This is a genomic window from Halomonas sp. Ps84H-12, from assembly GCF_024124725.1.
In the GTDB taxonomy this organism is placed as follows: Bacteria; Pseudomonadota; Gammaproteobacteria; order Pseudomonadales; family Halomonadaceae; genus Vreelandella; species Vreelandella aquamarina.
Map to the genome: position 1 here is coordinate 1 of NZ_JAMXSJ010000037.1, position 12,741 is coordinate 12,741.

Genomic DNA, 12,741 nt, shown 5'->3' on the forward strand with positions numbered 1-12,741 from the left:
GAAGGCGGCAGCAGGTAATCGGTCTGGCGATCCACAGGGATGAAGCGGCTCATGGCGATCTTCTCAGCTCGGCGATGACGGTGGTCAGTATCTCACGGTGCAACGGAAAGACCGACAGGCTGCTAGGGTGGCTAAAAAGCCTAACCAACGAGATAAACATGACGAACGTAACTGCGCTGCTGACCCAACTGGTGGCGTTTGATACCACCTCTAGCGAGTCGAACCTGGCGCTGATTGAGTTTGTTGAGCGCTATTTAGCCGATTACGGCGTGACCGCCGAGCGTGTGATGAGCCCCTGCGGTACCAAAGCCAATCTGATTGCCCGCATTGGCCCGAATGCCCCCGGCGGCGTGATGCTGTCTGGCCATACCGATGTGGTGCCCGTGGCTGGCCAGCCCTGGAGCAGTGACCCGTTTACCCTGCGCGATGGCGGTGATGGCCGTTTGTATGGCCGCGGCACTTGCGATATGAAGGGCTTTATTGCCTGCGCGCTCGCCATGGTGCCCACCTGGGCGAAGGCACCGCTGAAGCAGCCGATCTACTTCGGCTTCTCTTATGACGAAGAGATCGGCTGCGTGGGCGCCCCCAGCCTGATTAAGCGCTTTTATGAGCACTACTCCACCACGGCCCACGTGATTGTCGGCGAGCCCACCAGCATGCAGCCGGTGGTGGCGCAAAAGGGTGCGACCAACCTGCGTACCACAGTGATTGGCCGTGAAGCGCACAGCAGCCAAGTGAATCAGGGCACGTCCGCGATCCACGTGGCCGCAAGGCTAGTGACGTTCATCGAGGACACTATGGCCGCGCTGGTGGAAGAGGGGCGCGTGGATGAGGCTTTTAACGTGCCCCATACCAGCTTGCATGTGGGTAAAATCAAAGGCGGCACGGCCATTAATATCATGGCTCGGGAGTGCCAGTTCGAGTGGGAAATTCGCCACCTACCCACAGAAACCTTTGAAGAGGTGTACGGGCGCTTTAGCGACTACTGCGCAACGCTCAGTGAGGCGTTAAGTGCTCAGGGCAAAACCGTGGAAATTATTACTGAACCGCTGAACGTGACGGTACCGGGGCTGGCCGACCGAGACAATCAGCAGGTGCTGCGGTTAGCGCAGGATCATTTGCCGGACGGCTGCTGCCAGCACGCGGTTGCCTATGCCACGGAAGCCGGTCAGTTCCAGGGGCAGGGGCTGCAAACCATCATTTTAGGGCCGGGCAGTATTGCCCAGGCCCACCAGCCGGATGAGTATATTGAAACGGCGCAGCTCGATGAATGTAGTGCGTTTATGCAGCGCTTAGGCAGCGCTCTGGAAACGCCATATTCAGGCTAACGCGTTTATTTGCACCCAATAAAAAACACCCGCCAGTGTGATCGGGCGGGTGTTTTCTTGAGACGCTTACGGTCTGGCTGTTAGTGCTGATGCTGCTCTTCGTAAAGCTCTGCTTTCGCATGGCGCATCACATCTTCGCACGCCTGCTGCTGGGCAAGCTGGGTTAGCAGTCGTTGTGTGACCTCAAACCCTTTGCCCAAGCAGGTATCTATCTCGTCACGGCTCACCTGTGGCGAGACGCTGCAGTCGATTTTTATCGTGCGGCCGCCGCCTTCAAGCCGGTCGGCAAACCCTCTAAGCCGCCACGCGATTCGCTCTTTCCAGTTTGCTGATTCTTCCGCGCCTTCGTTTACGCTAAACGTGCACTGCCATTCCGGTTTGTAAACCTTCATAGGAGAACCTCCACTGCGTTTGGAAAGAATGATCGATCGTGTTGTCGTACTCCGTCTGTCTAGGGATCTTGCTCTGTTACTATACCTAACTCAGGGTTAATACCGAAACAAAACATCTACATCGTTTGCTCCTTGCACAAGCCAGAGCCACTCCTATGACTCACTCATTGCCTAAAAGTTGCCCCTGCGGTAGCAATACTCCGCTGGCAACCTGCTGCCAGCCCTATTATCAAGGGGTCACGCTGCCACCAACGCCCGAAGCGCTGATGCGATCACGATACACTGCTTTCGCGTTGAATCAGCGTGACTACCTACTTGCCACCTGGCATTCCTCGACCCGCCCTCAGCAGCTACCACCCGATCCTGATACTCAGTGGGTTGCGCTCGATATTGTGGCCGCGCCAACCGTGCAAAATGACCAAGGCTCCGTACATTTTCGCGCCACTTTTCGTGAGTCGGGTGGCTGGCATGTGCTAGAGGAAGTCTCGCGTTTTGTACGGGAAGAGGGGCGCTGGTGGTATATCGACGGTACGCCTAGTGTCATGCGTTTAAAACCACGCCGGAATGAGCCTTGCCCTTGTGGCAGTGGGCGAAAATTCAAGGTATGTTGCCAGCAAGGCTAAGTAGTATGAGGCAGGAGAGGGGGTGAACGCTTTGCAGGTACTGTTGACTATTTGCCGTAGGATACTGCTACGCACTTCCTTTGCGGTCGCTCTTGGTATTGGGCTGCCTGCCAGCACCCAAGCGAGTGATCAGGCAGAGCTGAGCAGCGCCCCTTTTCCTACTTCTGATATTACCCTGGTGGTGCCGTTTGGCGAAGGCGGCGCTACGGATGTGCTGTTCCGGGCGATCGCAGAGCAAGCGCAAACGTATCTGGAAGTGCCGGTTACGCCAATCAATATGCCGGGTAATGGCGCAACGCTTGGCTCGCAGTTTGTTAAAGAGGCGCCCGCTGATGGCTACACTCTGCTTGGCAGCCATCAAACGATTGATCTTGCCTATTTTGCTGGCTTTGCGGATTACTACCACGATGCCTTTGCACCAGTGGCACTATTAACACGCACCGTTAATATTCCCGCGACCTATGCAGGGCACTCTGTTACTCAGGCCAGCCAAATTGCCGCCATGGTGGAGCAGCAGCCCGGCGAGTTGTTGTTTGGCATGATACCGCACTCAACGGATCACTTTTTCTGGTTACAGTTTTTTGAGCAAACGGGTATTTCGATCGACGACGTACAGTTTGTGCACTATCCCGATACCGGTGCACAGGTAGTGGCTCTGTTAGGCGGCGAATTGGATTTCGCGATGCTGAATTTGCCGTCAGCAAGCCAGCTGTTCAAAGCGGGAGCACTCACCCCCCTTGGCGTTGCCAGCGAAACGCGCCTGTCGGCATTGCCGCAGGTGCCAACGCTCATGGAGCAAGGCGTTGAGTTAGTGAATACGACTGATCGAGGCTTGTTTGCCCCGTTGGATACACCACCAGAACGTCTTGCGCGATTGGCAGGCGCATTTGAACAGGCCCTAGCCCAACCATCGCTTGTCCATACACTGCAGCATATCCACGGTTCCGGCGTAGACTTCCGGCCGCGAGAAGCTTACGGACGCTACCTTGATGAACAATACCAGCAGCTTAAAGCGCTGGCGGAGGCTGTTTCGTTTGAACGCTAGCAGCCGACTGACCACGCACAGGAGCGAGTGGGATTCATGCCATCAAACACGCGTGACTTAGCAGCTGAGACGCTGCTATTAATGGTGTCAGCGACGCTGCTCTTTATGGGCGGCGCAGGTCTGTTGGTAGGGCTTGTGCTGCCGAAGATGCTGCTTGGGCCTATGTTGGTTCCTGATGCTTCGTTGGCGATCCTCTTGATCGGCATGAGCTTATTGGCGACATTGTGCCACTGGCCTTGGCTGCGTTGGGGCGCTGCAGGCGCACTGTTGGCGCTCACGGCATATACCCTGGCCCATAACTCTCTTGATCAAGGGGTTGGCGAGTCACTGATTACCGGCGAAAGGCGCATGACCTCGCTATCAACGCTCTTTTTGCTTTGGGTTAGTGCTTGTTTGGGGGGCGGCGTTGGCAGTTCACCATGGCGCTTGTTATGGCGGATCACAGGGGTTGGGCTCCTGCTTTTTGGCGGCTTTGTGCTGGCCCAGCTTTGGCAAAGCGATGAGCTGTATCAACCGCTGTTTAGCTCTTCGCCCATCGCAGTCCTGGTATTTATTGTGCTGTTAGGGGCTGCTCTATTGGTGGCAGGCTGGCGACATCGTGCTGCACGCCTAAGCCCTGGCCGGTTAACCGTTATAGTCGGGTTGGCAGGTGTGCTGGCTAGCAGCTTGGCGTGGCTTCTGCTTAGCATGCACCAGCGTGACTCAATTGAGAAGCAGGCGAGCTATCTACTAGATAGTGTTCAGCTTAACGCTGAGCAGGCCATGGCAGAGCAGCTTCGGTTAATGCAGCGCATGGCCGAGCGGCTAGAGATTGTCTCTGCTGACCAGGGCCAGAGCGAAGGCCTGTTTGAACAAGATGCCCAAAACTATTTTCGCGATACGCTGAGTTTAATAGAGATTGCGCTGGCTGATGACCAGGGCAGGGTAATCTGGTCGCAGGGGCGCAATGAAGAGAACGGCGACTGGCTATTGAGCCAGCTCAGCAAGCCCACCGTACAATCTTGGCTCAGTATTCCTTTTGAGCGCCCGCGCTTGCTAGTGCCCGATAACCAGCAGCGCAGCATGATGCTGATGGCCATTCCTGTCTCTAGCCAATCGCAACAGCTATTGGCCGCGATAGATTTAAGCACGTTGCTGAATAATGAGCTGCGGTTAGCCTTAGGGCCATTTCAGGTCAGCGTCAGCCGAGGCGAGCAACTGCTGCTGACGCTTCATCCCTCCGGGTTTGCTAGGGCTAACATCACTTCTTCCTCATTGGTATTGGCAAGCCGTCTGGCTGGGCTGCCAGGGGGCGTTAACCTAACGCTGCGCGCCTACCCAGGCCAGCATTACAACTGGTATTTATTAGGTGTAATGCCCATTAGCGTCACGGTGGGTGGCTTGGTGATGAGCTGGTTGCTGGCATTTAGTGTGGGATTAGCCGGGGCAAGTACCGCCCGCGCAAGAGAGCTGGCGGCGGCTCGTCACTCCCTTGAGGAGAGTGAGCAGCGCTACCGTTCGCTGTTTGTACATCATCCGGACGCGGTATTTTCGCTGGATAAAAGCGGCTATTTCATGACGGCCAATACAACCTGCGGCAAGGTGATCGGCTTTCCTCTTGAGGAAGTTGTCGCGCGTCATTTCTCTGACTTTGTAGAAGAGCATGGGCGTGATTATATCAAATCGTATTTTAAGCACGTTCTGCAGGGCGGTATTTCACGTAATGAAATTACCATCACCGATAGTCAATCGCAGCGTCGTATTCTGGATTTGATCAGCTTACCCATCACAGTGAATGGCAGTGTTGAAGGGGTTTACGGTATCGCCCAAGACGTTACAGAGAAACGCAGGCAGCAGACTCGGCTGCGTATCCTTGAGCGCAGCGTGGAAGCCAGTGTGAACGGGGTGGTAATTGCTGATGCCAGCCAGCCTGATGTGCCGATTGTGTATGCTAACCAAGCTTTTAGCACTATGACGGGTTACTCACAAAGTGAAGTGATTGGCCAGAATTGCCGTTTTTTGCAGGGGCCTGATAGCGATCCTGCCATGGTCGCTAAGCTACGTTGTGGTATTCAGGAGCAGCGTGAGACCCAGGTGACGCTATGCAATTACCGCAAAGATGGCACGCCGTTCTGGAACGACTTATATGTGTCTCCAGTGCGGGATGACCAAGGGCATATCACCCACTTTGTAGGTGTGCAGCACGATATCTCACAGCATAAAGCTTATGAGGCACGCCTTGCTTATCATGCCACCCACGATGACCTCACTCGCTTACCCAACCGTATGCAGTTTGAAGAAAAGCTGCATCAACGGTTCGCCCATGCCCAAGAAAGTGGTGAGCGCATTAGCGTGTTGTTTGTAGATCTAGATGATTTCAAGCCCATCAATGACACGCTAGGGCACGCAGTGGGCGACCAAGTATTGATAGAGGTCGCTAAGCGCCTGCGTGCTGCCCTGCGGCAAGCGGATACGGTTGCCCGGCTAGGGGGCGATGAATTTGTACTACTGCTTACTAATATCGTTGATAAAGGGCAAGTGATTGACGTGGCGGAGCGTTTATTGCCAGCGCTCGCTAAGCCTTACTGTATTGCTGGCCATGAGCTGTATTTGACCGCCAGCGTGGGTATTGCCATGAGCCAGCCCGATACTCCACTGCCGCAAACGCTGATTCAGCAGGCGGATATGGCGATGTACAAAGCCAAGCAGCAAGGCCGTAACGCCTATGCGTGGTTCAGCAACGATATCAATGAGCAGGCCAGGGAGCGGGTTAGTCTGCGTAACGACCTCCAAGAAGCCATTGATCACCAAGGGTTTGAGCTACATTACCAGCCGCTGATGGATCGGCAGGGGCAGATTGCCAGTGTGGAGGCGCTGCTGCGCTGGCCGCACCCCACCAAAGGCTATATTTCCCCTGCACGCTTTATTCCCTTGGCGGAGGCTACTGGGCAAATTATGCCCATCAGCGAATGGGTGCTGCAGCGGGCCTGTAAGGATATGCTCAAGTTACAGCGCAGCGGGTTGGGGGAGCTGCGGGTCGCGGTGAATCTTTCGCCTTTGCAGTTCCACCGTGACAGCTTTCTAGCCACGCTGCGTCAAACGTTATTGGATACTGGATTGCCAGCAGAGCAGTTGGCCCTAGAGTTGACCGAAGGCATCCTGATGGATAATACCGACGCAGCAATCAATATTCTTAATGAGTTACACACTATGCAGGTCAGTGTGTCGATTGATGACTTTGGTACTGGCTACTCAAGTTTGAGCTATCTCAAGCACTTGCCGATCAGCACGATCAAAATTGATCGCAGTTTTATCAGTGAGATCACCAGCAGCGACGGTGATTCAGCTATTGTGCAGGGGGTAATCTCCATGGCTCACCACCTAGGCCTTAATGTGGTGGCTGAAGGCGTGGAAACCAACGAGCAGCATCAGCGACTGTTGGCGTACCGCTGTGATTTATTCCAAGGTTTTGGGCTAGCGAAACCCATGCCGCTGGCAGAGCTTGAGCGTTTAATGGCCGAACAGGAAGTGTCTACCGCTACGAACAGCTAACGAGCCGCTATGGAAAACACAGCCACTTCTCCATGGTATTTGTACCTGCTTGAGTGTAGGCGCGGTACCTATGTAGGGATTACTAACAACCTCGCCAAACGCTACCAAGCCCACGCGACGGGTAAAGGCGCGCGCTATACCCGGGCAAACCCGCCACTAGCGTTACTGGGCGTGCAACCCTTTGCCGACCGTGCCGCTGCCAGCCGTGCTGAGTATCAGTTAAAGCAGCAGACCCCAGCCCAAAAGCGTCGCTGGGCAGCTGACTGGCCGTATCACGCATAAAGAAGGAAACCGCATGCTAACGTTTTTTTCCGAAGGTAGCCGCCAGCGCCAAGCCCGTAGCGAACTGCACGATGGCGCTTTAGTTACCCCCTTTGAGTGCCCCGAGCGGATGGATTTGGTATTGGCTGCCTTGAGCAAAGCCGCGTTTGAAGTTCGTTCGCCCAGTGACTACGGCCTTGCGCCCGTGCTGGCGGTTCACGATGCTGATTACGTCGCGTTCTTGGAAAACTGCTGGCAGGCATGGCAAGCGGCGGGCCACGCGGGCGAGGCCATCCCCAATATCTGGCCAGCCCGTACGATGCGCGGTGACCGTATTCCCCAGTCGGTGAGCGGCCAGTTGGGCTACTACGCCCTTGCTGCTGAAACTTCGATTACGGAAGGCACCTTTGCCGCTGCCATGGCAAGTAAAGATACCGCGCTGGCGGCAACCGATCATACCCTCGCTACTGGTGAGCCGACCTTCGGCCTGTGCCGTCCGCCGGGCCACCACGCGGCGGTGGATCAATTCGGCGGCTACTGCTTTTTTAATAATGCCGCCATCGCTGCCCAGCGCGCGCTGGACGCTGGCAAGCGCCGTGTCGCGATTCTCGACGTGGATTTTCATCACGGTAACGGCACCCAGCAGATCTTCTATCGCCGTGACGACGTGCTGTTCGCCTCGCTCCACGGCGACCCTGACGTGACCTTCCCTTACTTTTCGGGCTACAGCGACGAAACCGGCGAAGGAGTAGGTGAAGGCTTCACGATCAATTACCCGCTGCCGCTGGGCACCTCCGTTGCGACGTGGATGGCCGCGTTGGATGAGGCGCTGGCGCATATCCATAGAGCAGAGTGTGAATTGCTGGTGGTATCGTTGGGTGTGGATATTTTTGAAGGTGACCCGATCAGCGCGTTTACCTTTCAACACGCCGACTTTATTGCCCTCGGGCAGCGCCTTGCCGCCGCCGGGCTACCCTGCGTGTTTTTGATGGAAGGGGGCTATGCCGTTGAGGATATCGGGGTCAACGTGGTGAACGTCTTACAAGGGTTTGAGGAGGTCATGCAGGGCGCGAAATAAGGCATTAAGGTGACAGTTGCACGAAATTCGGGCAGTCTTATGCCTTTTTGGCCTATGCTATAGGTCGTTTTCTCTTTTTTAATTTGATCGTTCAACGCGGGAGCGGCACGTGGCAGTTTACGGCGGTATTCAGGCACATGAAGTGGAGCGTTGGCTAAATGCCCTCACCAACGCGGCCTATGACCGACGCTGCCCGCTTTCCAAAGTGCACGGGGGAAACGCCCGTGCTCGCACTGCCCGCCAGGATTTGCTTCACCTGGCGACCGCGTTTCGAGGCGGCGAACGCAGTCGCGACGCCGTGGCCGATGGCCTCAGCCGCTGGTGCCAGCACTATCTCACCGAAGCAGAGTGGTATGTGCTGGTCGGCGGGCGCAGGCCAGCTGCCCAAGCGAAGCCTGCCCCGCGCGTGAGCGAGCCATCCTCTGACACACCGAACGCCGAAGAGCAAGCCGCTGACGATGCCTTGGAAGTGCTTTACCAACACCGCGTGGGTTAACCCACGACTGCTTGCACTGTTACAATGGATGCATGAACAGTGCCTCTGCCGCTCCGGCGACCGCCTCCCTCGATGATCCTTTCTACTACTTAGCGAATTTTCGCTTCCTGGTCGCGTGGGTGCAGGCGCGCCACGGGGATTTACTCAGTGCCGATGAGCATCACGTTCTTCAGCAGTGGTCGCAGCTGCCTCGCGCTTCTCAAGCGCTATTAGTGCGGATGGTGATGCGTAAAGGCGAGCTGTTTCGTGTGGATAAGCTCAGCTACCCTGAAATTGGCGACACCCATCAGGCGTTGGCGCCGCTACTGGCGCTTGGCTGGGTAGATGACGCGCCGCTGTTAAGTGGGGAGGAGGTGTTTCGGCTGCTGCGCTTAAGCGAGCTGCGCCACGCCTTGCAAGCTCCTATCAGCGCCGCTGGGCTGTCGTCTAATGCCACCAAAACGGCGCTCCAAGCCGCGTTAATGCCGGTGCTTACCGATTCAATACCGCTGCGCCAGTGGTGGCCTGCCGCAACAACGCACATCGTGCGGCTCAACGTCATGGCGCTGTGCGACCGCCTGCGGCTGATGTTCTTTGGCAACCTGCGCCAAGATTGGGCTGAGTTCGTGCTCACCGAGCTTGGCTTGCAGCGTTTTGAACAAGTGCCGCTGACCGCAGAGTCTCGCGCGTTTCAGCGCCGGGAAGAGGTGGATACCTACCTCACGCTGCACCGCCTGCGCGAGCGCCTGGAGAGCGGCGAGCCGCCAGATCGACTGGCCGCTGATGTGCCCGCAGCCTCCGGCAACCGCTGGCTAGACGCACGCCGTTCGCGGCTGCTGCTGACCCTGGGGCAAACGGCGGAACGCAGCGGTGAAGCAGAACAAGCGCTTTTGCTGTACGCCGAATCGACTAACAGCGAGGCACGCATACGCAGGCTGCGAGTATTGGAACGCCTGAAGCGCTACTCAGAAGCTTATGAACTCGCTCAGGCCGCGCGCGAGCAGGCGAGAGAGAGCGAAACCCAAGCGCTTGGGCGCTTGTTGCCGCGCTTGGCGCGCAAGTTGAACCAGCCCGCCCCCCAGGTAGTGAAAGCAGCCGAGGCCCCGACCTACGTGCTGGAGCTTCCTGGCCCTCAATCGGTAGAGCGCGCCGTTGCCGAACACTTATCCACCGCCAGTACTCCGGTGTTCTATGTGGAAAACTGCCTAATTACCGGGCTTTTTGGCCTGTTGCTCTGGCCAGCGATTTTCAAACCGCTGCCGGGGGCGTTTTTTCATCCGTTTCATAGTGGGCCTGCGGATTTGTACCGCGAGGACTTTGTTCGCCAGCGCCAAGCCGAGATCGACGCCTGCCTGGCGCAGCTAGACGACGGGCGCTACCGCGAGACGATGCGAGCGACTTGGCACGCGAAGCAGGGCATTACCTCGCCGTTTGTGCACTGGGGTGTCTTGAGCGAACCGCTGTTAACAGCCGCGCTTAGCTGCCTGCCCGCCGCGCACCTACGCGCCTGCTTTATCCGCTTGCTAAGTGACCTAAAGCACAATCGGGCAGGCCTGCCGGATCTTATTCAGCTAATGCCCGATGCGCCCGCCGGGAAGCCTCGCTACCGTATGATCGAAGTGAAAGGCCCCGGTGACCGTCTGCAGGATAACCAGCGCCGCTGGATTGATTTCTTCTGCCGCCACGACATGCCGGTTGAGGTGTGCCACGTGCGCTGGCAGCCCACTTCATGAGCCGCTATCGGGTCGCGGTGCGTACGCTGTGCGATTTCACCGCACGCCAAGGCGACCTCGACCACCGTTTTACCCCCGCTCCCAGCGCCCAAGAGGGCATTGAAGGCCACGCGCTGGTGGCCAAACGGCGGGAAAACATAGCGGGCTACCTGGCCGAATTACCGCTCTCCGGCGAATATCAGGGGCTACGCGTGGCGGGCCGCGCCGATGGCTTCGATGTGGCGGCGAATTGCGTTGAAGAGGTCAAGACCCATCGCAGCAGCCTAGCGCGCATGGCGGATAACCAGCGAGCACTGCATTGGGCTCAGGTGAGGGTATACGGCGCGCTGCTCTGCGCCGAGCGCGGCCTTTCACACATCACGCTGGCGCTGGTGTACCTGGATATTGCCAGCGGCCAGGAAACCCGGCTGACGCTTGATGCCCGTGCCGAGGAGCTAGCGGCGTTTTTTGCCGACCAGTGCCAGCGCTTTTTAGCCTGGGCCGAGCAGGAGGCCGCCCACCGCGAGTGCCGCGATGCGTGGCTCGCCACGCTGACCTTTCCCCACGTGGACTTTCGTCCAGGGCAGCGGGCGTTGGCCGAAGATGTGTTTAAAGCCGCCAGCACCGGACGCTGCCTGCTGGCCCAAGCGCCCACCGGCATTGGCAAAACCCTGGGCACGCTGTTTCCCATGCTCTCTGCGATGCCCCGTCAGCGGCTCGACCGCATCGCTTTTCTCACTATGAAAACGCCTGGCCGCCGCCTCGCGCTCGACGCCTTGGTGAGCCTAGAGGCTCCTGCCCAGCCGCTGCGGGTGCTGGAACTCGTCGCCCGCGATAAAGCCTGTGAATACCCCGGCACCGCCTGCCAGGGCGATACCTGCCCTTTAGCAAAAGGGTTTTACGACCGTTTGCCTGCCGCCCGCCAAGCGGCGGTGGAAAAAGGCTGGCTAACGCGCGATGCGCTGCGCGAAGTGGCGCTGGCGCATCAGGTTTGCCCCTACTATTTGGGTCAGGAGCTGGCCCGCTGGGCCGATGTGGCGGTGGGGGATGTAAACCACTGGTTCGATAGCCACGCGCTGCTGCACGGGCTTGCTCAAGCCAACGACTGGCGAGTGGGGCTGCTGGTGGATGAGGCGCATAACCTGGTAGACCGTGCTCGTGGCATGTACAGCGCCGCGCTCTCCCAGCAGCGCTTGAGCTTCCTGCGCCGTCACTCCCCGCCCGCCTTAGCCAAGCCGCTGGCCCACGTAGGCAGGCAGTGGCAGGCGCTCAATAAAGAGGTGGCCGCCCAAGTGCCGGAGCGGCGTTACCACTTGCTAGAAACGCTGCCCACCAAACTGGTGAGCGCACTGCATACCCTGGCCGGGGCGATGACTGATTATCTCGTGGAGCACCCCGAAGGGGCGAATCAGGCACTCCAGGAACTGCTGTTCGAAGCGCTTGCATTCTGCCGCTTGGCGGAATCGTTCGGCGACCACTCGCTGTGCGATTTGGAGATTCAAGGCAAGGGAAGTGCAGTGCTTGGGCTGCGCAATGTGATTCCGGCGGACTTTCTCGCCCCGCGCTTTAAGCGCGCCCACTGTACGGTGCTGTTTTCCGCCACGCTGTCGCCGTTTCACTACTACCGCGACTTACTGGGGTTACCGGAGTGCAGCGTATGGCGCGAGGTGGAATCTCCCTTCGTGGCGCAGCAGCTAGAGGTCCATGTGCGTAGCGATATCTCTACCCGTTACCATCAGCGCACGGCGTCGGTGCCCCCGATTGTGGCGACACTGGCGGCGCACTATCAGCACAAGCCGGGGCACTACCTGGCGTTTTTCAGCAGTTTTGCTTACCTCGAACAGGTGATGAATGCATTCGAGCAGGCGCATCCTGAGATTCCGGTGTTTGCGCAAACGCGAAGCATACAGGAGCCCGAGCGCGAGGCGTTTTTGGCGCGTTTTACGCCCGGCGGTAAAGGCATTGGATTTGCGGTGCTGGGCGGTGCCTTCGCGGAGGGCATTGACCTACCCGGTGAGCGATTGATCGGTGCCTTTGTGGCAACGCTGGGCTTGCCGCCGTTTAACGACTTTAACGAAGCGCTGAAAGCTCGATTGCAGGCGCGCTTTGGCCGGGGAGACGACTACACCTATCGGATTCCTGGGGTGATCAAGGTGATACAGGCCGCTGGGCGAGTGATCCGCAGCCCCGACGATGAAGGGGTTGTGGTATTAATGGATGACCGTTTTGCCCATGCCCAGGTGCGCGCACTGCTGCCGCGCTGGTGGCAGTTAGTCTGATCCCATCACTGTAAGGA

Annotated in this window: 10 protein-coding genes; 9 read left to right on the top strand and 1 reads right to left on the bottom strand. The window is 57.8% G+C overall.

The genetic code is table 11. The annotated features are described in order from the left end of the window. The first annotated feature begins 158 nt into the window (after positions 1-158). Positions 159-1,328, top strand: coding sequence for an acetylornithine deacetylase (gene argE, locus NH344_RS15345; protein ID WP_253028093.1), 1,170 nt, complete (start codon positions 159-161; stop codon positions 1,326-1,328). An 80-nt stretch (positions 1,329-1,408) separates the two neighbouring features. On the opposite strand, the gene NH344_RS15350 is transcribed toward argE, so the two are convergent. Next, positions 1,409-1,720 carry a hypothetical protein gene (locus NH344_RS15350; RefSeq protein ID WP_074211165.1) on the bottom strand — a complete coding sequence of 104 codons (312 nt, stop codon included), beginning with the start codon at positions 1,718-1,720 and terminating at the stop codon, positions 1,409-1,411. A gap of 155 nt (positions 1,721-1,875) precedes the next feature. Between NH344_RS15350 and NH344_RS15355 the strand changes: the two genes are divergently transcribed. From NH344_RS15355 to NH344_RS15390, 8 genes are all read left to right on the top strand, one after another. Continuing rightward, the gene (locus NH344_RS15355; protein ID WP_058578622.1) at positions 1,876-2,343 is read left to right on the top strand and encodes a YchJ family metal-binding protein; all 468 of its coding nucleotides are present in this window, start codon (positions 1,876-1,878) and stop codon (positions 2,341-2,343) included. Positions 2,344-2,365: 22 nt separating this feature from the next. After that, positions 2,366-3,388, top strand: coding sequence for a tripartite tricarboxylate transporter substrate binding protein (locus tag NH344_RS15360; protein ID WP_082051414.1), 1,023 nt, complete (start codon positions 2,366-2,368; stop codon positions 3,386-3,388). Between the two features lie 36 nt (positions 3,389-3,424). Next, positions 3,425-6,919, top strand: coding sequence for a bifunctional diguanylate cyclase/phosphodiesterase (locus tag NH344_RS15365; RefSeq protein WP_044628788.1), 3,495 nt, complete (start codon positions 3,425-3,427; stop codon positions 6,917-6,919). Between the two features lie 9 nt (positions 6,920-6,928). Then, positions 6,929-7,201, top strand: a complete 273-nt coding sequence (locus NH344_RS15370; protein WP_044628787.1) for a GIY-YIG nuclease family protein — start codon at positions 6,929-6,931, stop codon at positions 7,199-7,201. Positions 7,202-7,214: 13 nt separating this feature from the next. Next, positions 7,215-8,258 carry a histone deacetylase family protein gene (locus tag NH344_RS15375; protein WP_044628786.1) on the top strand — a complete coding sequence of 348 codons (1,044 nt, stop codon included), beginning with the start codon at positions 7,215-7,217 and terminating at the stop codon, positions 8,256-8,258. Between the two features lie 109 nt (positions 8,259-8,367). Then, positions 8,368-8,754: a hypothetical protein gene (locus NH344_RS15380; protein ID WP_044628785.1), complete on the top strand. Its 387-nt coding sequence runs from the start codon at positions 8,368-8,370 to the stop codon at positions 8,752-8,754. 32 nt (positions 8,755-8,786) lie between these two features. Beyond that, a complete protein-coding gene (locus tag NH344_RS15385; protein ID WP_044628784.1) occupies positions 8,787-10,466 on the top strand; it encodes a VRR-NUC domain-containing protein in 1,680 nt (559 codons plus the stop codon). Further along, entirely contained in the window at positions 10,463-12,724 is a 2,262-nt protein-coding gene (locus tag NH344_RS15390) for an ATP-dependent DNA helicase (protein WP_044628783.1), read from the top strand. Before NH344_RS15385 ends, NH344_RS15390 begins: the two co-directional genes overlap by 4 nt. Positions 12,725-12,741: the final 17 nt, after the last annotated feature.